Raw genomic sequence first — 21,532 nt, 5'->3', positions numbered from 1 at the left:
CCCGGCCCGCGCCTAGGAAAGCGGCCGCACCTGGTCGCGTGGCGGGCAGGGCACCGGCAGTCCGAGCCTGGCCATCAGCCCCTGGGCATCGAACGGCGCGTGCACCTTGATGTCGTTGTCGAAGTAGCAGTACACGTCGCGCGCGCCGGCGGCGGGGGCCGGATCGCCGGCCCGCTGCGCATCGGCGGGTTCGCCGCCGCCGGCCCAGGCGGTGATCCGCTCCGCCCAGCGGTCCAGTGCCGCCGGCGAGTAGCCGCTGGCGTACAGCTCCTTGTCGCCGTGCAGGCGCAGGTAGAGGAAGTCGGCGGTGACGTCCTCCAGGTAAGGCCAGCGGCCGGCGGTATCGGCGACCACCAGGGCCACGTTGTGCCGGCGCAGCAGCCCGATCGCGTCGGGATCGCGGAAGCTGTGGTGGCGGACTTCCAGTGCATGCCGCAGCGGCCGCTCGGGAGCGGGCTCCAGCCAGGTGCGTTCGCGCATGCGGTCGGGGTCGTGCCCATTGGCAAGGCGCAGCGCACTGCCGGTATCGTGCGGGAGCATGCCGAGGAAGCTGTCGAGCAGTCCGGCATCGAAGCCCAGCGAGGGTGGAAGCTGCCACAGCACCGGCCCCAGTTTCGGCCCCAGCGCCAGCAACCCGGAGGCGAGGAAGTTGGCCAGTGCCTGGCGTGCATCGCGCAGGCGCAGCATGTGGGTGATGTAGCGCGGCCCCTTGATCGAGAACACGAAGGAAGCGGGCGTCGCTTCACGCCAGGCGGCGTAGCTGGAGGGTCGCTGCAGCGAGTAGAACGAGCCATTGAGCTCGATGCTGTTGAAGCAGCCGGCGGCGTATTCCAGTTCGCGGCGCTGGACCAGGCCGGGCGGATAGAACACGCCGCGCCAGGGCGGATAGCGCCAGCCTGAGATCCCGATGCGCAGTGCCATGCGCCGCACCGTGCCGGGTGCGGCGTGGAGGGCCGGTGCAGGTGCCCGGCCGGGCGGTGCGCCTCAGCCCGCCGGCGCCTCGTTGAACACCGCCCAGAACTGGCCCAGCGTCTTGACCGCGGTGAAGAACTGGTCGGCGTCCACCGGCTTGACCACGTAGGCGTTGACGCCCAGGTCCCAACTCCGCGCCAGGTCGCTCTCCTCGCTGGACGAGGTCAGCATGACCACCGGGATGCGGCGCAGCGTTTCGTCCTCGCGCATCTGCTGCAGCACTTCCAGCCCGTCCATGCGCGGCATCTTGATGTCCAGCAGCAGCACCGCGGGGTTGCCTTCCCGGCGGTCGGCGAAGCGGCCCCGGCGCAGCAGGTAGTCCAGCGCCTCGACGCCGTCCTCGACGTGGACCACCGGGTTGACCAGGTTGGCTTCCTGCAGGGCGTCGAGCGCCATTTCGGCGTCGGCGGGGCTGTCTTCGGCCAGCAGGATGGTGCGGATGTGGCTCATTTCCGGGGCTCCGGTGAAGGATTGTCCAATGTAGCGGGAAGGGTGAAGTGGAAGGTGGCGCCGGCACCGGGTTCGGCCTCGGCCCAGATGCGGCCGCCGTGGCGGGCAACCACCCGCCGGGCGCTGGCAAGGCCGATGCCGGTGCCCTGGTATTCGGACGCCTTGTGCATGCGCTGGAACACGCCGAACAGCTTGCCGGCGTACTGCATGTCGAAGCCGGCGCCATTGTCGCGGACGCTGAAGTGATGGCTGCCGTCGTCCTGGCGTTCGTGCCCGACCTCGATCAGCGCCGGGTTGCGTATGTCGCTGTACTTGACCGCATTGCCCAGCAGGTTCAGCCACACCTGCCGGAGCATGTTCTCGTCGCCGACGAGGATCGGCAAGGGAGCGATGCGCCATTCGACCCGGCGCTCCGGCGCATCGGTGGCCAGGTTGGCGTCGAGCATCGCGCGCGTCTCCGAGACCAGGGTCTGCAGGTCGACCGGCTGCAGGCGCATCGCACTGCGGCCCAGCCGCGAGTAGACCAGCAGGTCGTCGATCAGCTCGGCCATCCGCCGCGCGGAGCCGCCGATGACCTCCAGGTAGTGCCGGCTCTTCTCGTCGGCGCTGTCGCCCAGGCGCTGGCCCAGCTTGTCGGCGAACCCGGCGATGTGGCGCAGCGGGGCGCGCAGGTCGTGGGAGACCGAGTAGCTGAAGGCCTCCAGCTCGCGGTTGACCTCCGAGACCTGCTCGACCTTGCCTTCCAGCTGGCGGTTGAGGTGGCGCACCTGGTTCTCGATCGCCTTCTGCGCGGTGACGTCGCTGAGCGTCACCAGCACCACGCGTTCGTCGCGGTCGGGCAGCGGCATGCGCCGGGCGTTGAGCAGCATCACCCGCTCGCTGTCGTCGCTGGTGCGCTGGCGCTGCTCGTGGTCCCACAGTTCGCGGTCGCGGTACAGCACGTCGTTGAGGCGCTGCAGGATGACCGGTTCGTTCCAGGCGCCCTCGCCGATCGATGCCAGTGCCTGTCCGCCCAGTTCCGCCCGCGGGTCGCCGGTGTAGAGCTCGGCGAAGGCGGTGTTGTGCATGACGATGTCCTGCGCCTCGTCGAGCAGCACGATCGGTTCGCGGACGGTCTGCATGACCGCGCTGGCGCGCAGGCTGGCCTGTTGCAGTTCGCGCTGGACCTCCAGTCGCTGGCGCAACTGGCGCTGCAGCAGCCAAGCCAGCAGCCCGAGCAGGGCGATCTGCAGGATCATCGTCGCCCAGGTCAGCTGGACGCTGCGCTCGCGCATGCGCCCGGCGTTGCGGCTGCGCTCGCCCAGTTCGTCGTGTTCGTGGGCGATGATGCTCGCGGCGATGTCGCGTACCGGGAACCGGGTGACCGTTTCCTCCGCCACGTGCACCATTTCTTCCGGGTTCCGGCTTTCGGCGATGCGGGCAGTGAGCTGCCGGCGCTGGGCGATCACCGCGCGCAGCTCGCCGATGCGGCGTTGCTGGGCGGGGCTCTGGCCGGCCAGCGCCGAGACGGCCTTGAGTTGCTCGTCCAGCTCCAGGCCGCTGTCGTGCAGGCGTGCGCGTACCAGCGGGGTGTCGATGCCGGCGGCCAGGGCCAGGGTCGCCGACTCGATGTCGCGGATGGCGTAGCTCAGGGCGTTGATGGAGGCCTCGACCTGGCGGGCGTCTTCCAGCCGGCGGGCGGATTCGGTTTCGCCGCTGATCACCGAATACAGGAAGCCCAGCGGCAGCACCACGACCACCATCATGGCGATCACCAGCGCCGGCAAGTGCCACCGCGTCCACCTGTCCATGGCGCCTTGTGCTGCCTGCATCAATCGCCCCCCGTGTATCCATGGCGCACGGCAATGCCCGTGCGCGACCCGGCATGATGGCGGCCGGCGGTGCCACGGGTCAAACCGCGTTGCCCTGGTCGCGGGGCGGCCCGATGCACGGCCTTGATGCCGCGCCGGGCTAGAATGCCGGCCATGCTGACCCCGGTTTCCAACTTCGCCAACCAGTTGCTGATCGCCTTGCCCTCGCTGGCCGGCAGCGGTTTTTCCCGCAGCGTGGCGCTGATCTGCCAGCACGACGAGGACGGAGCAATGGGGATCGTGGTCAACCGCGCCTCGGAGTACACGATCGGCGAGGTGCTCGGGCAGATGGGCGTGGAGGGCGGCAGCGCCGAGCTGCGTGCCCGGCCGGTCCTGGCCGGTGGGCCGGTGCACCCGGAACGCGGCTTCGTCATCCATGACGGCGGCATGCACTGGGACTCCTCGCTGGAGATCGCCGACGGCCTCTACCTGACCACCTCGCGGGAGATCCTCGAGGACATGGCGGGAGGCGGCGGGCCGGAGCACGCCGTGGTCGCGCTGGGTTGCGCCGGCTGGGAGTCGGGACAGCTCGAGCAGGAGCTGGCCGAGAACGACTGGCTGACCGCGCCGGCCGACCCGGAGCTGTTGTTCCAGCTGCCCCTGGAGACCCGCTGGGAAGCCGCCGCCGGACGCATCGGCGTGGACTTCACGCACCTGGCCGACTACGCCGGCCACGCATGAGCGGCGGCAGCGCGCCAGGCGCGACGATCGCGGCCGGGGCCACGGTCATGGGTTTCGACGTGGGTTCCAGGCGCATCGGCGTGGCGGTCGGCAGCCCGTTCGGCGAGGGCGGCCAGGCAGTGGCGGTGGTGGATGTGCGCGAGGGCGTTCCGGACTGGGCCGTGCTCGACCGCCTGCACCGCGAGTGGCAACCCGGTGGCCTGGTGGTCGGCGATCCGCTGACCCTGGACGACGGCGACCAGCCGGCGCGCGTCCGGGCCCATGCCTTCGCCCGGCAACTGCAGGCCCGCTACCGGGTGCCGGTGGTCCTGGTCGACGAGCGTTCCAGCTCGCGCGAGGCCGCCCGCCGCTTCGCCGACGCGCGTGCCGCCGGGCGCCGCCGCCGCCGCGATGCCGCCGCGCTGGACGCCATGGCCGCCGCGGTGATCGTGGAACGCTGGCTGGCGGCACCGCACGACGCGGTCGACATCGGCCGGCTGCCGCCGACGCCGGCGATCACGGCAGAAGACCAGGGGACACGCGCATGAACCGCAGCTTCGACGCCGACCGGCACCTGCTCGACCTGGCCGGCATGTCCCGGGAGCGGATGGAACTGCTGCTGGGACGGGCCGACCACTTCGCCCGCGGCGGGGCCGTGCCGCGGGCGCTGGACGGGGTGGCGGTGTGCAACCTGTTCTTCGAACCCTCCACCCGCACCCGTCTGAGCTTCCAGCTGGCCGCCCAGCGGCTGGGCGCACACGTGCTCGGCTTCGACGTGTCGAGCTCCTCGGCGAGCAAGGGCGAGACCGACCTGGACACCCTGCGCACGCTCGAGGCGATGGGGGTACGCGGCTTCGTGGTGCGCCATCGCGAGGATGGCGCGGTCCGCGCGCTGGCCGGACGCGCCGGTGCGGACACCGTGCTGGTCAATGCCGGCGACGGCCGCAGCGCCCACCCCACCCAAGGCCTGCTCGACATGCTGACGCTGCGGCAGGCCAAGGGCCCGGACCTGGCGCGGCTGAAGGTGCTGGTGGTGGGCGACGTGCGCCATTCCCGGGTCGCCCGCACGGACCTGGATGGCTTGCGCACCCTGGGCGTGGAGGACATCCGCGTCTGCGCCCCGGCGGAGCTGCTGCCGGAGCCGGAAGTGCTGGCCGGCTGCGAGGTGGTACCGGGACTGGACGATGCGATCCGGGGCGTGGACGTGGTGATGCTGCTGCGCCTGCAGCGCGAGCGGATGGTGGAGGGGCTGGTGCGGTCGCTGGACGGTTACCACCGCGAATACGGCCTGGATGCCCGCCGGCTGGCGCTGGCCGCCCCCGGCGCGGTGGTGATGCACCCGGGCCCGGTCAACCGTGGGGTGGAAGTCACCGACGAGGTGGCCGACGGCCCGCACTCGCTGATCCTGCGGCAGGTCGCCAACGGCGTGGCGGTGCGGATCGCGGTGCTGGAGGCACTGCTGGGTGGCCCGCAGGCGCCTCACGGCGTCGCCTGAGCCGGCGTCGCCGCGGGCTGCGGATCGGGCGGGGGCATCTCGTGGCGAACCCGCAGGAACCGGGCGAATCGCGGCACGCCGTTCGAGGTGAGCCCGTTGTAGCGGTAGGTCACCCAGCTGCCCCTTGGCGGCGGGCGTGCCCGCTGCGCGTCGCTGAGGCCGCTGCCCAGCCGGAAGCGCAGGCCGTCCGCGCGCTCGACCACCAGTGCGCCGACCAGGCCCGCGTACTTGCCCCGTCCGTCGGTGTAGCCCACCACCCGCGCTTCCGCGTCGTCGTACGGCTTGTATTTCAGCAACTGCTCGCTGCGGCCGGCGCGGTAGGCCGAGTCGCGGTGGTGGAGCATCAGTCCTTCGCCCCCGGCGGCGACCACCGCCTCCAGCCGCCGGTCGAGTTCGCCGCTGCCGGCCACGCGCACCTGGTCGACCAGCTGCAGCGAGTTGCTGCCGCTGCCGCTCACCAGTTCCCGCAGCGCCCGCAGGCGGGCGTCGAACCCGCCGGGGTGCCGGGGCAGGTCGAAGGCCATGAAGCGGACCTGCCGCCACAGCTCCGGGTCCGCGGTGGCGCTGCGGACCAGCCCGCTGAGTTCCTCGAAGCGGCCGCGTGAGATCCACAGTTCGCCGTCGATGGGCTGGTCCGGCCAGCCCCGCGTGAACCACCCGGGGGGCGTGATCCGGTAGCCCCCGCGGGTCCACAGCGCGGCCCCGTCCCAGCGCCCGCGGACCCCGTCGAGCTTCTCGCTGACCCAGTACTCCCGGGGATCGATGCCCTCGGCGTAGGGGACCGCCAGCATCAGCTGCGGCGGGGCGGCGCGTGCCGGGCCTGCGGCCACGATGGCCAGTAGGCAGCACAGGAACAGGAGTCGGAACATCACGGCGCACCATCCGGGAACACGCGCCCAGTAAAGCGGCGCCCTGCAGGCCCGCCAATCAGCCGGATGCCCGGGCACCGGTAGGCGCCACCCCCGCCAGGCGGTGGGCCTGGCCACCGCCATCGTGGCCTGCCCGCCGGCCGGCGCGGCAGCGCTAGTGCAACAGGATCAGGGTTGCCAGGCCCAGGAAGCTGACGAAGCCCATCACGTCGGTGATGGTGGTCAGCAGCACGCCACCGGCCAGTGCCGGGTCGAAGCCCAGGCGCTTGAGGTTCAATGGCACCAGCACGCCGGCGGTGGCGGCGGTGAGCAGGTTGATGGTCAGGGCGGTGCCGATCACCAGCGACAGCATGGGACTGTGGAACCAGGCCAGCACGATGAGCCCCAGCCCTGCCCCCAGCAGCAGGCCGTTGATCATCGCCACGGCGATTTCCTTGCGCAGCAAGACGCGGAAGTTGGAGGTGCCGATCTGCCCCAGCGCCAGGCCGCGGATCATCAGCGCCAGTACCTGGGTGCCGGCATTGCCGCCCATGCCGGCAACGATCGGCATCAGGATCGCCAGGGCGACGATCTCCTCGATCGAGTCCTCGAAACGGCCGATCACGCTGGCGGCGATGAAGGCGGTGCCCAGGTTCACGCCCAGCCACACCAGGCGGCGCCGGAAGGCGCGGATGGCCGGGCTGAACAGGTCCTCGTCCTCGTCCAGGCCGGCGGCGCTCAGGGCCTGGTGCTCGGCCTGCTCGCGGATGATGTCGACCACGTCGTCGATGGTGATCCGGCCGAGCAGGATGTAACTGTCGTCGACCACCGGTGCGCTGAGCCAGTCGCGGTCGGAGAACCGGCGCGCCACCTCGCTGGCCGATTCGTCGACCTCGATCGCCGGCTGTTCGTCGTCGAGCAGCTGGTTGATCGGAGTGGCGGCATCGTGGGTCAGCAGCTGCGCCAGGCCGATCCGGCCCAGGTACTTGTGGCGGCGGTTGACCACGTAGAGGTAGTCGGTGTGTTCGGGCAGTTCGCCGCGCAGGCGCAGGTAGCGCAGGACCACGTCGACGGTGGTGTCGGCGCGCACCGTCACCACGTCCGGGTTCATCAGCCGGCCGGCGGTGTCCTCGGGGTAGGACAGCACCTGCTCCAGGCGCTCGCGGTTCTCCCGGTCCATCGACTTGAGGACCTCGTCGATGACCGTGGCCGGCAGGTCCTCGACCAGGTCGGCGAGGTCGTCGATGTCCAGGTCCTCGACCGCGGAGACGATCTCGTCGGGGTCCATGTCCGCCAGCAGGCTTTCGCGGACCTCGTCGCCCACGTGGACCAGCACCTCGCCGTCGTCGTCCGGGTCCACCAGGCCCCAGACGATGATGCGCTTGCCCAGCGGCAGCGACTCCAGCAGGTTGCCGATCTCGGCCGGGGAGAGGGTGTTGACCAGGCGCTTGACCGGTCCCAGCCGCCCGCTTTCAAGCGCGTCGGAGAGCAACCGCAACTGGTGCGACGTCTTGTCGTGGCGGTCGGCTTCGGCCAATGGGCTACTCCGGGTCGTAAGCCGCAGCCGCGGCGGCAATCAGGCGTTCATGGCGGCAATTATCCCCGTTGCCGTGCGGCTTGCCCACCGCGGCGTTGCCTGTCGTGGTATTGGTATCGCCCCGCCGCAGCCGCTGACGCCGCCGATGCACGCATGTTTCCGCCGTGTCCTTCCCGCCGCCGCCCTCGTGGCGCTGCTGGCCGCCTGCGGGCGAGCCGACGAGGTGCCCGCGCAGCTGCCGTTCCTGGAGCCGGGGGTGGCGTTCACCGTCGAGCCGCTGGCCGGTGCCAGCTGCGATGGCGGCGCCTATCGCGCCGTCGCCCGCTGGGAGGTGCCGTCCTCGCTGACCTCGAAGGTCGAGATCCAGGTCAGCGACCAGCGCCAGGTGTTCGCGCGCAGCAACGACGCCGCGGGGGCCGAGGAGACCGGCCAATGGACCTCGGACGGGATGCTGTTCGTCCTGCTGGACCGTGAGACCGGGATGCTGCTGGCGGCGCTGCGTGCCGGCCCCGGCCCCTGCAACGGCGGCTGAGTCAGGCGCCTTCGATCCGCGGTTGCTGGCGGGTGATCCAGCGCTCGATCGCCGGCCGGTCGGGCGCCCGCATCAATGCCGGGAGCCGTGCCCGCAGCCGTGACAGGTCACAGGCGCGCAGGACCTGCCGCACATCCAGCAGGGTCGCCGGATGCAGGCTGAACTGCTCCAGCCCCAGTGCCAGCAGCAGCGGTGACAGGTCCGGGTCGCCGGCCAGCTCGCCGCACACCGACACCGGCCGCCCGTGCACCTTGCCGGTGCGGATGACGTCGCGCAGCACCCGCAACACGGCCGGGTGCAGCGGGGTGTAGAACTCGCCCAGTGCCTCGTTGTCGCGGTCGGCGGCCAGCAGGTACTGCACCAGGTCGTTGGTACCGATCGAGAGGAAGTCCACGTCGCCGATGAGGGTCGACAGCGCCAGCGCGGCGGCCGGCACCTCGATCATCGCCCCGACCTGGATGCCCTCGGCCACGCCATGGCCCGCGGTCCGCAGCTCCACCGAGAGCCGGTCGATCACGGTGCGCACGTGCCGGACCTGCTCGCGGCCGGCGACCATCGGCACCAGGATCCGCAACCGGCCGTAGGCCGAGGCGCGCAGCAGCGCGCGCAACTGGGTCTCCAGCAGTGCGGGCCGCGCCATCGCCAGGCGGATGCCGCGCAGGCCGAGCGCCGGGTTGGGCTCGTCGCGCAGCGCCAGCCCGGTCCGGTCGGCCTTGTCGGCGCCCAGGTCGAGCAGGCGGATGGTCACCGGGCGTCCGTCCATGGCCAGCAGGACGTCGCGATACGCGTGGAACTGCTCGTCCTCGCCGGGCACCACGGTGCGCTGCAGGAACAGGAACTCGGTGCGGTACAGGCCGATGCCGGCGGCCCCCAGCGCGTGCGCCCGGGCGACGTCGCCGGGCGACTCGGCGTTGGCGTACAGCCCGATCTCCACCCCGTCCAGGGTGCGAGTGGGTTCGCGACGCAACCGGCGCAGCGCGCGCAGCTCGCGCGCGACGGCCCGGCGGCGCTCGCGGTGGCGGCGCAGGTCGGCCGGCCCGGGCGCGGCCACCACCTCGCCGCTGGTGCCGTCGACGGTCAGCACCTCGCCGTCGCTGAGCCGCTGCAGCAGGCCGGGAACCCCGACCACCATCGGCAGGTGCAGGCTGCGGGCCAGGATCGCGCTGTGCGACAGCGGGCTGCCGCCGGTGGTGACCACGGCGACGACGCCCTGCTGCTGCAGCTGGGCCAGCTCGGCCGGCGGCACCGTCTCGGCCACCAGCACCTCGCCGGCCATGCCGGCGCGGCCGTCGTGGCGTGCGTGCAGGCTGGCGTGGATGCGCCCGATGACCTGGTCGACGTCCTCCACCCGGCTGCGGAAATACACATCGTCCATCGCCCGGAAGCCGGCGGTGATGCGCTCGCGCTGCAGGTGCAGGGCGTAGTCCGCGCTCAGCTGCTGGCCGCGGATCGCCTCGTCGAGCCCCTGCAGCAGTTCGGGGTCCTCCAGCAGCAGGGCATGCAGGTCGAGGAACTGGCCCAGCTCGGGGGCCAATGCGTCCTGGAGGCGTTCGCGCAGGGCCTGCATCTCGGCGCGGACCCGCCCGACGGCCTGGTGCAGGCGTTCCAGTTCGGCGTCCACCTGGTCGGCGGCGATGTGCTGCTCGCCGACTTCCAGGACGTCCGGCAGCCGCACCCAGGCGCGGCCGAGGGCGCTCCCGCGCGAGGCTCCCTGGCCCTGGAACTGGCGGCGCATGCGCGCTCCTCAGGCCTCGTCGAAGTGCCGCTCGAACAAGCCGGCGGCCGCGTCCGCGCAGGCCTGCTCGTCCTCGCCGCTCACCCGCAGCAGCACCCGCGTGCCACGTCCCGCGGCCAGCAGCATCACGCCCATGATGCTCTTGGCGTTCACCTCCCGGCCCTTGGCGACCAGCGTGGCGCTGCAGGCGTAGCCCGACAGCAGCTGGACCAGCCGGGCGGTGGCCCGGGCGTGCAGGCCGAGCTGGTTGCCGACGATGAGTTCGCGCTCGATCATGGCTGCTCCGTATCAGGCATCGTCCAGCACCACGCCGTTGCGGGCACCGGCGGCGGCCACGGCGGGCAGCTCGTCGAGCGCCAGTTCAGGGTAGTTCATCACCCGCAGCAGCATTGCCAGGCTGGCGCCGGACACGCGCCGTACCGGGGTCCCCAGCCGTGACAGCTCGGCGGCCAGGTTGGCCGGGCTGGCGCCGTACAGGTCGGTCAGCACCAGCACGCCCTCGCCGCGGTCGACCTTGCGCATGGCCGCGCTGGCCGCGGGCAGTACCTGCGAGGGGGAGGCGTCGAAGGCCACCTCCAGCGTGGTGGCCGGCAGCGGCAACCGCGCCAGCAGGCGTTCGGCGGTGGCCAGCAGTGCCGGCCCCACGCCCTCGTGGGTGACCAGTAGCACGCCGACCATCAGTCCAGCTCCCGGTGGTGCACGGCGACCTCGTCCCAGCCCTGGTCGCGGGCGCGCTCGGCCATCGCCTCGGCCAGGTAGACCGAGCGGTGCCGCCCGCCGGTGCAGCCGAAGGCGACGGTGACGTAGCTGCGGGTGTTGCCGGCGCGCAGCCGTGGCAGCCAGGTGTCGAGGAAGCGGCCGACCTGATCGGCGAACTCCTGCACCTCCGGCTGGTGGTCCAGGTGCTCGGCGACCGCGCGGTCGCGCCCGGACAGCGGACGCAGCACCGGGTCCCAGTGCGGGTTGGGCAGGCAGCGGGCGTCGAACACGAAGTCCGCGTCCGGTGGCACCCCGTGGCGGTAGGCGAAGGATTCGAACAGCAGCGAGACCGTGGAGTCGTCGCCCAGGCCGAACTCGGTGATGATCCGCCGGCGCATCTGGTGCACGTTCATCGTGCTGGTGTCGATCACCAGGTCGGCCATCTGCCGCAACGGCCGCAGGACCTGCCGCTCCAGCGCGATGGCATCGGCCAGCGACAGGCCGTAGTGGCTCAGCGGGTGCCGCCGGCGGGTGTCGGCGTAGCGGCGCAGCAGCACGTCGCTGTCGCTGTCGAGGAACATCAGCCGCGGGTCCAGGCCGAGCTTGCCGACCTCCGACAGCCACCCGGGAATCGCGGTCAGGTCGCCATGCGTGTTGCGCACGTCGATGCCGACCGCCAGCAGCGTGGGTCCGCCGCCATCGCCGGCGACCGAGTGCACGAAGTCCGGCAGCAGCGCCGCGGGCAGGTTGTCGACGCAGTAGTAGCCCAGGTCCTCGAAGGTCTTCAGGGCCACCGACTTGCCCGAACCGGACATGCCGCTGACCACCACCAGGCTGGTGGCGGCCTGCAGGACCGGGTCGGACAGGGAAGGGGAGGTGTCAGCCATCGCCGCGCTCCAGGAAGCTGCTGTGCCGCGCAATGAAGGCGGTCGCCGGGTCCATGCCCTTGGAGCGCAGGCTGTGCAGGCGCGTGGCGGCTTCGGCCAGCACTGCCAGATTGCGCCCGGGCATCACCGGCAGGGTGGTCATGGGGACGTCCAGGTCGAGCACCGGTCGCACCCGGTTGTCGCCGGTCAGCCGCTGCAGGCCGTCCTCGCCCGCAACCGCGCCGGGGCCGGCGACGCGCTGCAGGTGGATGATCAGCCGCAGGTACTTGTGCGGCTTGACCGCGGTGTCGCCGAACATCTGGCGGATGTCGAGCACCCCGAGCCCGCGCACCTCCAGCAGGTCGCGGAGCATCTCCGGGCAGCGGCCGTCGAGCACGTCGGGCGCGATCTGGGTGAACTCGGGCGCGTCGTCGGCGACCAGCCGGTGACCGCGGCTGATCAGCTCCAGCGCCAGCTCGCTCTTGCCCGAACCGGCGTCGCCGGTGATCAGCACGCCGATGGAGTAGATCTCCATGAACACCCCATGCAGGGTGATCCGGGGCGCCAGTGCCCGCGCCAGGTGGTACTGCAGGTGGTTGAGCAACTCGTGGCCGCGCAGGCTGGAAACCCACAGCGGGGTGGCCGATTCGTCGGCCGCCTCGACCAGGTCCGGCGGGCAGTCGCGGTCCTTGCTGACCACCAGGGCCAGCGGGGCGGAGCGCATCAGCTTCCCGATGGTTTCCCAGCGCTGGCGCGAATCCAGCTCGTCCAGCCAGGCCAGTTCCTCGGTGCCGAGGATCTGCACCTTGTTGGGGTAGATGGTGTTGAGGTAGCCGGCAAGCGAGGGGCGGCGGTCGCTCGACTCGACCGCTTCCAGGCTGCGTCCGGCGCCGTCCTGGCCGGCGAGCCAGCGCAGGCCCAGGCGCTCTTGTTGCCGGGCGAACAGTTCGCCGGCGCTGATCCGCGCCCGCGGCAGGGAGCCGTCCGCGTTCATGCCTGGATCCGGCGGGCGCCGTCCAGCAGCCGGCGCGCCAGCTCGCCGTGGTCGGCGGCCTGGCGCAGCCACTCACGGAAGCCGTTGTCGGAAAAGCGCTCGGCCAGTTCGGCCAGCAGCTCCAGGTGGCCCTGCATCGAGCCTTGCGGCACCGCCATCGCCAGCACCAGGTCCACCGGCTCGCCGTCGGCGGCGCCGAAATCGACCGGCGGGGACAGCCGCAGGAAAGCGCCGCGGGCCTGTTCCAGTCCGTCGACCCGCGCGTGCGGGATCGCCACTCCGTGGCCGATCGCGGTGCTGGCCAGGCGTTCGCGCTCGGCCAGGCCGCTGCCGATCATGGCGGCATCGGCCGGTGGCCCGGCAAGCAGCCGCGCGGCGGCCTCGATGACCGCCGCGCGGTCGCCGGGCGTGTCGACGATCGCCACGCGCCCGGCTTCCAGCAAACCCTGCAATGCCATGGTGTCAGCCGAACCCGCCGCTTCGGGCCAGGCCCTCGTTGCGGCGCGCTTGGTCATGCTGCTTTTCCTTGGCCCGCACCAGGGCGCGCTCGAGCTTGTCGGTGAGCAGGTCGATGGCGGCGTACATGTCATCACCCACGGCATCCACGTGCAGGCTGCGGCCGTGGCGGGTGACGGTGGCCTCGGCACAGTGGCGCGGCTTGTCCAGCTTCAGCTGGACCCGGATGTCATCGGACTGCTCGAGGTAGCGCTGGACCCGCTTGAACCGGGTCTCGACGTAGTCGTGCAGGGCGGCGGTGACCTCGAGACCGTGGCCATGGACTTCGATACGCATCGGCACTACCTCCATACGTCACTGCGGGAGGCCAGCATATCGCAGCCGCAGCGGGGTTCCATGACCCCCGTCAGGCCATTCGCACGCGGTCCTGGGAGGAGGCGATCCCCATTGCTTCGCGGTACTTGGCGACCGTCCGGCGGGCGACCGGAACCCCCGCCTCCTTGAGCGCGCTGGCAAGCCTGGCGTCCGACAGCGGCTTGCGCGGGTCCTCGGCGTCCACCAGCTTGCGGATCATCGACTGGATCGCGGTGCTGGACGTCTCCCCGCCGGTGCCGGCGCCCACGCCGGAGGCGAAGAAGGCCCGCAGCGGGATGGTGCCGCGCGGGGTGCGGGCGTACTTGCGGGCGATCGCGCGGGACACGGTCGATTCGTGCAGGCCGATCTCGGCGGCCACCTCGCGCAGGGTCAGCGGGCGCAGCGCGCCGTCGCCGAACTCCAGGAAACCCGCCTGCTCGCGGACCAGGCAGCGGGTGACCTTGAGCAGGGTCTCGCCACGCGCCTCCAGGCTGCGCAGCAGCCATCGCGCCTCCTGCAGGTGGCCCTTGAGGTAGCTCGCATCGGCCGTGCTGGCGTGGCGGATCATGCCTTCGTAGCCGCGGTGGATATGGACCCGCGGGCGCATGCTGTCCGACAGGCCGACCCGCCATACCCCGCCCTGGCGCCAGATGACCACGTCGGGGCTGACGTAGGTATCGCCGGAGACCCCGCCGAGCGCCGCGCCGGGCCGCGGGTCGAGGGAGCGCAGCAGGGCGATCGCGGTGGTCACGTCGCCGGGTCCGCAGCCCAGTTCGGCGGCCAGTGCCGCCGGCTCCATCCGCGGCAGCCGTTCCAGCGCGCTGCCGGCCAGTCGCAGGGCGATGTCGCGGCCCGGCGTGTCGGGCCCGAGCACGTCCAGTTGCAGGCACAGGCACTCGGACAGGTCGCGGGCGCCCACCCCCACCGGGTCGAAGCGCTGGACCTGCGCCAGCACCGCCTGGATCTCGGCATCCGAGGGAGCCGGGCCGTCGAGGCCGGCGACCACCGTTTCCGGGGCCTCGCGCAGGTAGCCGTCATCGTCGATGGCCTCGATCAGGGCCACGGCGATCTGGCGGTCGCGCGGGGACATCGGCCCCAGGTGGAGCTGCCAGAGCAGGTGGTCCTGCAGGCTCTCGCTCCCGGCCACCTGCTCGGCGGGAGCGTATTCGTCGTCCGGATCGGCCGGCCCGGTGCGCTGTTGCCAGGCTTCGCCGTGGTCCCACTCGTCGGGGCTGGGGCCGTCGTCGTGGCCGGCCTGCTCCCCGGCGCCGGCATCCGGCGCAGCATCGCCACCGGACGCGCCCTCCTGCCCCCCGGCTTCCACCCAGTCGAGCAACGGATTGCTTTCCACCGCCTCGGCGAGCTCCGCCTCGAGCTCGATGGCGGACATCTGCAGCAGGCGGATGGCCTGCTGCAACTGGGGTGTCATCACCAGTTGCTGGCCGAGGGTGACCTGGAGGCGGGGTTTCATCTTCCGTGAGCTTAACGTGGCCTGTCGTATCGGACGGCCGTGCTGCGACTCCGGGCGTGCCCACAGCCCTGAATGCTCAGAGGCGGAAGGTGTCCCCCAGGTAGACGCGCCGGACGTCGGGATCTGCGAGCAGTGCGTCCGGAGCCCCCTGCGCGAGCACACCGCCGTCGGCGAGGATATAGGCCCGGTCGCAGATACCCAAGGTCTCGCGCACGTTGTGGTCGGTGATCAGCACGCCGATGCCGCGGTTCTTGAGGTGGGTCACGATCCGCTGGATCTCCCCGACCGAGATCGGGTCGACGCCGGCGAACGGCTCGTCGAGCAGCATCAGCCGCGGCTTCCCGGCCAGCGCCCGGGCGATCTCCACCCGGCGCCGCTCGCCGCCCGACAGGCTCGCGCCCGCCTGGGTGGCGACGTGGGTCACCTGCAGCTCCTCCATCAGCGCCTCCAGCTCGCGCCGGCGGCCGGCCCGGTCCAGGTCGTCGCGCAACTCCAGCACCGCCATGATGTTGTCGGCGACGCTGAGCTTGCGGAACACCGAGGGCTCCTGAGGCAGGTAGCCCACGCCCAGCCGCGAGCGCCGGTACATCGGCTCGCCGCTGATGTCGCGACCGTCCAGCTCGATGCGCCCGGCATCGGCGGGCACCAGGCCGACGATCATGTAGAAGCAGGTGGTCTTGCCGGCGCCGTTGGGGCCGAGCAGCCCGACCACCTCGCCCGCATCAAGGGTCAGGCCGAAATCGCGCACCACCTCGCGCGAGCGGTAGGACTTGCGCAGCCCCTGGGCAACCAGCATCAGCCTTCTCCCCCGGAGCCGTTGCCATTGCCGGCGTCGTCCGGTGCGGGCGTGGCACCGCCGGCCTGGCCGCCGCTGCGCGGCATGATCCGCATCTTCACCCGGCCCGCGTCCGTGCCGCCGCTGGTGACCTGGCCGCTGACCATGTCGTAGACCACCCGCTCGCCGCTGAGGACGCCGCGTGGCTGTTCGATCCGCACGTTGCCGGTAAACACCATGACCTCGCGGGTGACGTCGTAGTCCATCCGCCCGGCGACCGCGTTCATCGGCGTGCCGTCGTCCATCTGCTGGCGCAGCGTGGCCGGCCCGCCGGTCAGCACCACCCGCGAGGGCTCGCCGCCGCGCACGGTGATCTGGGCCTGGTCGGCCTGCGCGTGCAGGGTTCCCTGGATGATGGTCACCCCCCCTGACAGCAGGGTGGGGGCGGAGTCGTCCAGCGCGGTCTCGGCCTTGCCGGCGTCGATGTCCATCGGCTGGTTGCGGTCGGACTGGCGGGCAGGCGCGGCCGGGCTCGCGGCCAGCAGCAGGGCCGCCAGGAACCAGCCGGCCTTGTGGGAATCAATTGCGTACATAGCGGATGCGGACCTCCGATTGGAGTGTGTAGCGTGCCGTGGCCAGATCCCCGTCCAGGCCGGTACCACGGATGGTCGTGCCGGGCTGCACGAGGGTCACCGGTTCGCTGGAGGCGATGCGGTCATCCTCGGGGAACACGTCCAGTGCCTGGGTGCTCAGGGTGGATTGCGCGCGTGCGACGCCGTCGCTGCGGGCCAGCACGTCGCCGCGCAGGCGCAGTTCCTCGCCCCGCGCGCTGAGCCAACCGGTGCGGGCGCGGACTTCCCAGGCATCGCCCCCCTCATCGCGCGGGGGGATCAGGAACAGCGGGGTCGCGACGGTCATCTCGCGGGTGCCGGGATCGCGGGCGAGGGCGGGCGCGCGCAGGGTGAAGGACTCGTGGCCCTGGGCATCCAGGGCGACCATCTCGAAGTCCTCGAGCAGGTAGTCGGGGCGGTCGCCCGTGGCGGTGCCCGGTTCGGGCGGCGGGGCGTCCTTGCCGGACAGCAGCAGCCAGCCGCTGGCGGCGGCCGCGCCCAGCAGGACCACGGTGGCGACCACGCGCCAGTTCATGCCGTGCCCCCGGCGCGTGCCCCGGCCGGCCGGACCAGGTCGGCCAGCAGCCCCTCGACGTGGCCCTGGGCCTGCAGCAGCAGGTCGCAGAACTCGCGCGCCGCGCCGGCGCCGCCGCGCGCGCCGCTGCGCCAGTGGACCCTGCCGGCGACCCACGGGTGGGCATCGCCGGGCGCGGCCGACAGGCCGACATGGGCCATCACCCGCAGGTCGGGCAGGTCGTCGCCCATGAAGGCGACCTGGTCCATCGACAGGCCCAGCCTGGCCGCGATGTCCTGCACCCGGGCCAGCTTGTCGGGCACCGCGGTATGCACCTCGGTGACGCGCAGCTCGGCCGCGCGCTGCTCGACCACCGTGCTGGTGCGCGCGGTGACGAAGGCGACCTTGATGCCGAAGCGGCGCAGCAGCACCAGCCCCTGTCCGTCGTGGACGTGGAAGGACTTGCTCTCGCGGCCGGCGGTGTCGAAACCCAGTCGCCCGTCGGTCAGGGTGCCGTCGACATCGAAGCAGGCCAGCCGGACGCGGGCGGCGGCGCGGATCACCTCGTCCATCAGACCACCCGTGCCCGCAGCAGGTCGTGGATGTTCAGTGCGCCGACCACCCGCCCGTCGGCGTCGACCACCAGCAGACCGCCGATCTTGTGCGCCTCCATCAGCTGCGCCGCCTCGGCCGCCAGTGCCTCCGGGCCGATGGTGCGCGGGGCGCGGGTCATGACTTCGGCGATCGGCGTGCTGCGCACGTCCACCCCTGCATCCAGGCTGCGGCGCAGGTCGCCGTCGGTGTAAAGCCCGAGCAGCCGGTCCTCGCCATCGACCACGGCGGTCATGCCCAGCAGCTTGCCGCTGATCTCGGCCAGGGCCTGGCTGACGGTGGCCTCGCCGCGCACCTTCGGTACCCGGTGGCCGGTATGCATGATGTCGCTGATGTGCAGCAGCAGGCGGCGGCCCAGGGCCCCGGCGGGGTGCGAGCGGGCGAAGTCGTCGGCGGTGAAGCCGCGGTGCTCCAGCAAGGCGACCGCCAGCGCGTCGCCCATCGCCAGCGAGGCGGTGGTGCTCGAGGTCGGCGCCAGGTGCAGCGGGCAGGCCTCCTCGGGCACGCTCACGTCCAGGTGGACGTCGGCGGCGCGGGCCAGGGTGGAGTCGGCGCGGCCGGTCATCGAAACCAGCGGGTTGCCCTGGCGCTTGAGCACCGGCAGCAGCATCAGCAACTCGTCGCTCTCGCCGGAGTACGACAGCGCCAGCACCACGTCGGCGTCGGTGATCATGCCCAGGTCGCCGTGGCCGGCTTCGCCGGGGTGGACGTAGAACGCCGGGGTACCGGTCGAGGCCAGGGTCGCGGCGATCTTGCGGGCGACATGGCCGGATTTGCCCATGCCGGTGCAGACCACGCGCCCGGGCGTGGCCAGCATCAGCCCGCAGGCGCGGGTGAACTCGCCGTCCAGCCGTGCCGCGACCGCCTGCAGTGCTTCGGCCTCGATCCGGAACACCCGACGGCCACTGGCGGCGAATCCGGAATCGCCGGGCTCTCGGGTCTGGGGCGGGACGGCCGGTTCGCTCACGGGCAAGGTGTCCTTGTATGCGGGCGGCCGATTCTACCGGGACCCGCGGTGACCGCGGCGGCACGGCAGCCGCGCCCGTTCAGCGGCGGCGGGCGTGGCGGCGATGTCGCACAATAGCGGGTCCGACCCATCCGGCCGTCCCGCCCCTCGCGTGGGCCGGTCCTGCACCGGTAGCCGTGAATTGAACCCCGAGACCATCAAGACCCTGATCGAGCAAGGCCTGCCCGGCGCGCGCGCGGACGTGCGCGGCGACGACGGCGTGCATTTCGAAGCCACCGTGGTGTGCGAAGCCTTTGCCGGCAAGCTGCCGCTGGCCCGCCACCGCATGGTGTACGCCACGCTGGGCGAGCGCATGGGCGGCGAGATCCATGCCCTCGCGCTGCAGACCCTGACCCCCGGCGAGGCGGGTGGCGCGTGGCACGGATAATCGTCGGCGGCGGGGTCCGCCTGGACGGGGACGTCCGGATTTCCGGGGCCAAGAACGCGGTCCTGCCGATCCTGTGCGCCACGCTGCTGGCCGACGCCCCGGTTCACGTGTCCAACGTGCCGCACCTGCATGACGTGGTGACCACCGCCAAGCTGCTGGCCGAACTGGGCGCGGGCATCAGCATCGATGCCGGCTGCGGCATCACCGTGGATCCGACCACCGCCAGCGGCCACGTCGCCCCGTACGATCTGGTGCGCACCATGCGCGCCTCGGTCCTGGTGCTGGGGCCGCTGCTGGCGCGCCATGGCCGGGCCGAGGTCTCGCTGCCCGGCGGCTGCGCGATCGGTTCGCGGCCGGTCGACCTGCACATCCGCGGCCTGCAGGCGCTGGGCGCGGAGGTCGAGGTGGAGGGCGGCTACATCAAGGCCCGTGGCGAACGCCTGCGCGGCGCGCACCACACCTTCCCGGTGGTCAGCGTCGGCGCCACCGAGAACGTGCTCATGGCCGCCACCCTGGCCGAGGGCACCACGGTGCTGGAGAACGTCGCGCGCGAGCCGGAGATCGTCGACCTCGCCCGCTGCCTGCGGGCGCTGGGCGCGCGGATCCGGGGCGAGGGCAGCAGCCGGATCGAGATCGAGGGCGTGGAACGCCTGCACGGCGGCGAACACGCGGTGGTGCCCGACCGGATCGAAACCGGCACCTTCCTGGTCGCCGCGGCGATGACCGGTGGCCGGGTGACCGCCCGGCGCGCGCGCCCCGACACCCTGGACGCGGTGCTCGCCGCGCTTGCGGAGGCCGGGGCCGAGGTGGCCTGTGGCGAGGACTGGGTCAGCGTCGACATGCACGGCCGGCGGCCGCGCGCGGTGGACATCACCACCGCCCCGCACCCGGGCTTCCCGACCGACATGCAGGCGCAGTTCATGGCCCTGAACTGCATCGCCGAGGGCACCGGGATCATCAACGAGACGATCTTCGAGAACCGCTTCATGCACGTCAACGAACTGCTGCGGCTGGGCGCCGACATCCGCGTGGACGGTCCCACCGCGGTCGTGCGCGGGGTCGAACGGCTGAGCGGCGCACCGGTGATGGCCACCGACCTGCGGGCCTCGGCCTCGCTGATCCTGGCCGGCCTGGTGGCCTCCGGCGAGACCACCATCGACCGCATCTACCACCTCGATCGCGGCTACGAGAACATCGAGGAGAAGCTCTCCGGCCTGGGTGCGCGGATCCGGCGGGTCAGTTGACCGACACCACGGTCAGGTTGATGGCGTCCTCGCCATCCTTGCGCTGCTGGATGCGCGCCGGGACCGGCATGCCCTCCACCACCCACACCAGGGTCTGCTTGTCGCCCTCGTCGTGGACCAGCCGGGTGGCCTCGCGGGACTGGCCGCCGATGCTGATCTGCTCGGTGCCGGCCTCGCGGTAGTTCAGCTGCTTGACCCGGCCGTCGTCGACCATGCGGTACTTGAGCGGCTTGCCGGCCTGCCAGTCCCGTACCAGTGCCAGGTTGATCAGCAGGGCGTCCATGTCGCCGGCCTGCAGCTTGATCGGCCCGGCACGGTCGGACTTCACGTCGCCGCTCCATTGCGCGACGCCCTTGCCCCAGTCGTAGCGGGCGGTCTTGTCGCTGGATTTCACCAGCACCTTGGAACGGTCGCGGCTGGTGAGCGGCCGCCACTGGTCGCCCTGGGCCTCGAATACCGTGCTCTGGCTCAGGCTGGCCAGGGCGTTGCTGATGTCCAGGCTGTAGCGCCAGCGGCCGGCGCCCTCCGGCGCCAGGGTCATGGTGCCGGTGGCCTTCATGCCCATGTAGCTGGCCTGGTAGTCCGCATTGAAGGCCTCCAGCGCGAGCGCCGGGGCGGTGGCCAGGGCCAGCGCGGCACCGGCGGCGAGGACGGGCAGGCGGGCGCGCGGTGCTGTGGTGTGGCTCGGCATCAATCGATTCCTCTGTATTCGATCAGGCGAAGGTCGTAGGTGTCCTCGCCGTTCTCGCGCTGGAGCATGCGGATCGGCGTGGGCACGTTGCGGACCACCCAGATGATGGTCTCCTCGTTGTCGTCTTCCACCCGCTCCACGCGCATGGCGTTGTAGCTCAGCTCGCCGGCCCTGACCGACTCGAGCTCATCGGCGACCACGTAGGTGTGCTCGCGGGTGCGCCCGTCGTCGACGAACCGGTAGTTGAGTGTCTTGCCCGGCGCCGCGTCGCGGATCACCGCCAGGTTGATCAGCAGGCCGGTCATGTCGCCGTCCTGCAGCTCACGCGGGCCGCGCCGCCAGTCGTTCTTGACGTCGCCCTGCCAGCGTGCCTGGCGCGAGTTCCAATCGTAGGTGCCGACCGTCTGCTTGCGCGTGAACACGGTCTTGTTGACCGTCGCCTGGGCCACCGGGCGGTAGCGGCCGTCGACCACGTCGAACACGCTGCTCTGCTCGGCATTGATCCCCACCGCGCCGATCAGCCCACGGGTGCCGCGCATCACCAGGTCGGCGCGCCAGCGGGCGCCCTGCTGGCGTACCGCCTGCATGGTCGCCTCGCCCAGGTGCTTGCCGCCGCGGTAGACCCGGTAGCTGGCCACGAAGGGCTGCAGCACGTCGGCATCGGCGATCTGTGCCTCGCGCTCGGCCGGAACCGGTTGCGAAGCGGTGTCCTGGGCCTGGGCGGCCAGCGGCAGCAGCAGTGCAAGCGGAAGGGCGAGCAGGTGGCGCATGG

26 protein-coding genes are annotated in these 21,532 nt (G+C 71.9%); 6 read left to right on the top strand and 20 right to left on the bottom strand.

Annotated elements, in window-relative coordinates:
- Window positions 1-12 precede the first annotated feature (12 nt).
- From LY625_RS04465 to LY625_RS04455, 3 genes are all read right to left on the bottom strand, one after another.
- Window positions 13-921 carry a DUF72 domain-containing protein gene (locus LY625_RS04465; protein WP_233737820.1) on the bottom strand — a complete coding sequence of 303 codons (909 nt, stop codon included), beginning with the start codon at window positions 919-921 and terminating at the stop codon, window positions 13-15.
- 63 nt (window positions 922-984) lie between these two features.
- Entirely contained in the window at window positions 985-1,422 is a 438-nt protein-coding gene (locus LY625_RS04460) for a response regulator (protein WP_233737819.1), read from the bottom strand.
- A complete protein-coding gene (locus tag LY625_RS04455; protein WP_233737810.1) occupies window positions 1,419-3,212 on the bottom strand; it encodes an ATP-binding protein in 1,794 nt (597 codons plus the stop codon). The genes LY625_RS04460 and LY625_RS04455 overlap by 4 nt, the downstream gene beginning before the upstream one ends.
- Window positions 3,213-3,377: 165 nt before the next feature.
- Here LY625_RS04455 and LY625_RS04450 point away from each other — a divergent pair, with 165 nt between their 5' ends.
- From LY625_RS04450 to LY625_RS04440, 3 genes are read left to right on the top strand one after another with little or no spacing between them, the layout of a single operon-like run.
- Window positions 3,378-3,953: a YqgE/AlgH family protein gene (locus LY625_RS04450; protein ID WP_233737808.1), complete on the top strand. Its 576-nt coding sequence runs from the start codon at window positions 3,378-3,380 to the stop codon at window positions 3,951-3,953.
- Window positions 3,950-4,480 (top strand): Holliday junction resolvase RuvX, encoded by a 531-nt coding sequence (ruvX, locus tag LY625_RS04445; RefSeq protein ID WP_233737806.1) that lies wholly within the window; start codon window positions 3,950-3,952, stop codon window positions 4,478-4,480. Before LY625_RS04450 ends, ruvX begins: the two co-directional genes overlap by 4 nt.
- Window positions 4,477-5,427 (top strand): aspartate carbamoyltransferase catalytic subunit, encoded by a 951-nt coding sequence (locus LY625_RS04440; RefSeq protein ID WP_233737805.1) that lies wholly within the window; start codon window positions 4,477-4,479, stop codon window positions 5,425-5,427. The genes ruvX and LY625_RS04440 overlap by 4 nt, the downstream gene beginning before the upstream one ends.
- Here the strand turns inward: LY625_RS04440 and LY625_RS04435 are convergent.
- Both LY625_RS04435 and mgtE read right to left on the bottom strand, forming a co-directional pair.
- On the bottom strand, window positions 5,412-6,296 hold the full coding sequence (locus LY625_RS04435) for a DNA ligase (protein ID WP_233737804.1): 885 nt from the start codon (window positions 6,294-6,296) through the stop codon (window positions 5,412-5,414). The genes LY625_RS04440 and LY625_RS04435 overlap by 16 nt on opposite strands.
- A 154-nt stretch (window positions 6,297-6,450) precedes the next feature.
- Window positions 6,451-7,812 (bottom strand): magnesium transporter, encoded by a 1,362-nt coding sequence (mgtE, locus tag LY625_RS04430; protein WP_233737803.1) that lies wholly within the window; start codon window positions 7,810-7,812, stop codon window positions 6,451-6,453.
- Window positions 7,813-7,957: 145 nt separating this feature from the next.
- On the opposite strand from mgtE, the gene LY625_RS04425 reads away from it, so the two are divergent.
- Window positions 7,958-8,344 (top strand): hypothetical protein, encoded by a 387-nt coding sequence (locus LY625_RS04425; RefSeq protein ID WP_233737799.1) that lies wholly within the window; start codon window positions 7,958-7,960, stop codon window positions 8,342-8,344.
- A 1-nt stretch (window position 8,345) separates the two neighbouring features.
- Here LY625_RS04425 and ptsP read toward each other — a convergent pair whose 3' ends face one another.
- From ptsP to LY625_RS04360, 13 genes are all read right to left on the bottom strand, one after another.
- A complete protein-coding gene (gene ptsP, locus LY625_RS04420) occupies window positions 8,346-10,079 on the bottom strand; it encodes a phosphoenolpyruvate--protein phosphotransferase (RefSeq protein ID WP_233737796.1) in 1,734 nt (577 codons plus the stop codon).
- 9 nt (window positions 10,080-10,088) lie between these two features.
- A complete protein-coding gene (locus tag LY625_RS04415; RefSeq protein WP_233737794.1) occupies window positions 10,089-10,355 on the bottom strand; it encodes an HPr family phosphocarrier protein in 267 nt (88 codons plus the stop codon).
- Window positions 10,356-10,367: 12 nt separating this feature from the next.
- Window positions 10,368-10,760, bottom strand: coding sequence for a PTS fructose IIA subunit family protein (locus LY625_RS04410; protein ID WP_233738329.1), 393 nt, complete (start codon window positions 10,758-10,760; stop codon window positions 10,368-10,370).
- Complete coding sequence (rapZ, locus tag LY625_RS04405; protein WP_233737793.1) at window positions 10,757-11,665, bottom strand: RNase adapter RapZ; 909 nt, start codon at window positions 11,663-11,665, stop codon at window positions 10,757-10,759. Before rapZ ends, LY625_RS04410 begins: the two co-directional genes overlap by 4 nt.
- A complete protein-coding gene (gene hprK, locus LY625_RS04400) occupies window positions 11,658-12,638 on the bottom strand; it encodes an HPr(Ser) kinase/phosphatase (RefSeq protein WP_233737792.1) in 981 nt (326 codons plus the stop codon). Before hprK ends, rapZ begins: the two co-directional genes overlap by 8 nt.
- Window positions 12,635-13,096: a PTS sugar transporter subunit IIA gene (locus LY625_RS04395; protein ID WP_233738328.1), complete on the bottom strand. Its 462-nt coding sequence runs from the start codon at window positions 13,094-13,096 to the stop codon at window positions 12,635-12,637. Before LY625_RS04395 ends, hprK begins: the two co-directional genes overlap by 4 nt.
- Before the next feature lie 4 nt (window positions 13,097-13,100).
- Entirely contained in the window at window positions 13,101-13,430 is a 330-nt protein-coding gene (raiA, locus tag LY625_RS04390) for a ribosome-associated translation inhibitor RaiA (protein WP_233737791.1), read from the bottom strand.
- 70 nt (window positions 13,431-13,500) lie between these two features.
- Window positions 13,501-14,919 (bottom strand): RNA polymerase factor sigma-54, encoded by a 1,419-nt coding sequence (locus LY625_RS04385; protein WP_233737789.1) that lies wholly within the window; start codon window positions 14,917-14,919, stop codon window positions 13,501-13,503.
- A 76-nt stretch (window positions 14,920-14,995) separates the two neighbouring features.
- Window positions 14,996-15,715 carry an LPS export ABC transporter ATP-binding protein gene (lptB, locus tag LY625_RS04380; protein ID WP_233737787.1) on the bottom strand — a complete coding sequence of 240 codons (720 nt, stop codon included), beginning with the start codon at window positions 15,713-15,715 and terminating at the stop codon, window positions 14,996-14,998.
- Window positions 15,715-16,287 (bottom strand): lipopolysaccharide transport periplasmic protein LptA, encoded by a 573-nt coding sequence (gene lptA / locus LY625_RS04375; protein ID WP_233737786.1) that lies wholly within the window; start codon window positions 16,285-16,287, stop codon window positions 15,715-15,717. The genes lptB and lptA overlap by 1 nt, the downstream gene beginning before the upstream one ends.
- Window positions 16,274-16,840, bottom strand: a complete 567-nt coding sequence (gene lptC, locus LY625_RS04370; protein WP_233737785.1) for an LPS export ABC transporter periplasmic protein LptC — start codon at window positions 16,838-16,840, stop codon at window positions 16,274-16,276. The genes lptA and lptC overlap by 14 nt, the downstream gene beginning before the upstream one ends.
- Window positions 16,837-17,391, bottom strand: coding sequence for an HAD hydrolase family protein (locus tag LY625_RS04365; protein WP_233737784.1), 555 nt, complete (start codon window positions 17,389-17,391; stop codon window positions 16,837-16,839). Before LY625_RS04365 ends, lptC begins: the two co-directional genes overlap by 4 nt.
- Window positions 17,391-18,398 (bottom strand): KpsF/GutQ family sugar-phosphate isomerase, encoded by a 1,008-nt coding sequence (locus LY625_RS04360; protein ID WP_233737783.1) that lies wholly within the window; start codon window positions 18,396-18,398, stop codon window positions 17,391-17,393. Before LY625_RS04360 ends, LY625_RS04365 begins: the two co-directional genes overlap by 1 nt.
- 181 nt (window positions 18,399-18,579) lie before the next feature.
- Here LY625_RS04360 and LY625_RS04355 point away from each other — a divergent pair, with 181 nt between their 5' ends.
- Both LY625_RS04355 and murA read left to right on the top strand, forming a co-directional pair.
- Window positions 18,580-18,825 (top strand): BolA family protein, encoded by a 246-nt coding sequence (locus LY625_RS04355; RefSeq protein WP_233737782.1) that lies wholly within the window; start codon window positions 18,580-18,582, stop codon window positions 18,823-18,825.
- On the top strand, window positions 18,813-20,069 hold the full coding sequence (gene murA, locus LY625_RS04350) for a UDP-N-acetylglucosamine 1-carboxyvinyltransferase (protein WP_233737781.1): 1,257 nt from the start codon (window positions 18,813-18,815) through the stop codon (window positions 20,067-20,069). Before LY625_RS04355 ends, murA begins: the two co-directional genes overlap by 13 nt.
- Here the strand turns inward: murA and LY625_RS04345 are convergent.
- Both LY625_RS04345 and LY625_RS04340 read right to left on the bottom strand, forming a co-directional pair.
- Window positions 20,062-20,760: a DUF3108 domain-containing protein gene (locus tag LY625_RS04345; protein WP_233737780.1), complete on the bottom strand. Its 699-nt coding sequence runs from the start codon at window positions 20,758-20,760 to the stop codon at window positions 20,062-20,064. The two genes, murA and LY625_RS04345, sit on opposite strands and share 8 nt — an antisense overlap.
- Window positions 20,760-21,530 (bottom strand): DUF3108 domain-containing protein, encoded by a 771-nt coding sequence (locus tag LY625_RS04340; RefSeq protein ID WP_233737779.1) that lies wholly within the window; start codon window positions 21,528-21,530, stop codon window positions 20,760-20,762. The genes LY625_RS04345 and LY625_RS04340 overlap by 1 nt, the downstream gene beginning before the upstream one ends.
- Between the last annotated feature and the right edge of the window lie 2 nt (window positions 21,531-21,532).

It is taken from the genome of Lysobacter sp. GX 14042, assembly GCF_021390425.1.
GTDB lineage: Bacteria > Pseudomonadota > Gammaproteobacteria > Xanthomonadales > Xanthomonadaceae > Novilysobacter.
This window is presented reverse-complemented; position numbering and strand designations above follow the sequence as displayed.

What these genes read in the sequence shown, in the direction of transcription:
- LY625_RS04435 (WP_233737804.1), bottom strand. Translation starts at nt 6,296, where the DNA reads ATGTTCCGACTCCTGTTCCTGTGCTGCCTACTGGCCATCGTGGCCGCA.
- LY625_RS04345 (WP_233737780.1), bottom strand. Translation starts at nt 20,760, where the DNA reads ATGCCGAGCCACACCACAGCACCGCGCGCCCGCCTGCCCGTCCTCGCC.
- LY625_RS04415 (WP_233737794.1), bottom strand. Translation starts at nt 10,355, where the DNA reads ATGATCGAGCGCGAACTCATCGTCGGCAACCAGCTCGGCCTGCACGCC.
- lptA (WP_233737786.1), bottom strand. Translation starts at nt 16,287, where the DNA reads ATGTACGCAATTGATTCCCACAAGGCCGGCTGGTTCCTGGCGGCCCTG.
- LY625_RS04425 (WP_233737799.1), top strand. Translation starts at nt 7,958, where the DNA reads ATGCACGCATGTTTCCGCCGTGTCCTTCCCGCCGCCGCCCTCGTGGCG.
- LY625_RS04460 (WP_233737819.1), bottom strand. Translation starts at nt 1,422, where the DNA reads ATGAGCCACATCCGCACCATCCTGCTGGCCGAAGACAGCCCCGCCGAC.
- ruvX (WP_233737806.1), top strand. Translation starts at nt 3,950, where the DNA reads ATGAGCGGCGGCAGCGCGCCAGGCGCGACGATCGCGGCCGGGGCCACG.
- LY625_RS04365 (WP_233737784.1), bottom strand. Translation starts at nt 17,391, where the DNA reads ATGGACGAGGTGATCCGCGCCGCCGCCCGCGTCCGGCTGGCCTGCTTC.
- LY625_RS04395 (WP_233738328.1), bottom strand. Translation starts at nt 13,096, where the DNA reads ATGGCATTGCAGGGTTTGCTGGAAGCCGGGCGCGTGGCGATCGTCGAC.
- LY625_RS04385 (WP_233737789.1), bottom strand. Translation starts at nt 14,919, where the DNA reads ATGAAACCCCGCCTCCAGGTCACCCTCGGCCAGCAACTGGTGATGACA.
- rapZ (WP_233737793.1), bottom strand. Translation starts at nt 11,665, where the DNA reads ATGGCTGACACCTCCCCTTCCCTGTCCGACCCGGTCCTGCAGGCCGCC.
- LY625_RS04450 (WP_233737808.1), top strand. Translation starts at nt 3,378, where the DNA reads ATGCCGGCCATGCTGACCCCGGTTTCCAACTTCGCCAACCAGTTGCTG.
- lptB (WP_233737787.1), bottom strand. Translation starts at nt 15,715, where the DNA reads ATGCTGGTTGCCCAGGGGCTGCGCAAGTCCTACCGCTCGCGCGAGGTG.
- lptC (WP_233737785.1), bottom strand. Translation starts at nt 16,840, where the DNA reads ATGAACTGGCGCGTGGTCGCCACCGTGGTCCTGCTGGGCGCGGCCGCC.
- LY625_RS04340 (WP_233737779.1), bottom strand. Translation starts at nt 21,530, where the DNA reads ATGCGCCACCTGCTCGCCCTTCCGCTTGCACTGCTGCTGCCGCTGGCC.
- LY625_RS04465 (WP_233737820.1), bottom strand. Translation starts at nt 921, where the DNA reads ATGGCACTGCGCATCGGGATCTCAGGCTGGCGCTATCCGCCCTGGCGC.
- LY625_RS04440 (WP_233737805.1), top strand. Translation starts at nt 4,477, where the DNA reads ATGAACCGCAGCTTCGACGCCGACCGGCACCTGCTCGACCTGGCCGGC.
- hprK (WP_233737792.1), bottom strand. Translation starts at nt 12,638, where the DNA reads ATGAACGCGGACGGCTCCCTGCCGCGGGCGCGGATCAGCGCCGGCGAA.
- raiA (WP_233737791.1), bottom strand. Translation starts at nt 13,430, where the DNA reads ATGCGTATCGAAGTCCATGGCCACGGTCTCGAGGTCACCGCCGCCCTG.
- LY625_RS04455 (WP_233737810.1), bottom strand. Translation starts at nt 3,212, where the DNA reads ATGGACAGGTGGACGCGGTGGCACTTGCCGGCGCTGGTGATCGCCATG.
- ptsP (WP_233737796.1), bottom strand. Translation starts at nt 10,079, where the DNA reads ATGCGCCGCCAGTTCCAGGGCCAGGGAGCCTCGCGCGGGAGCGCCCTC.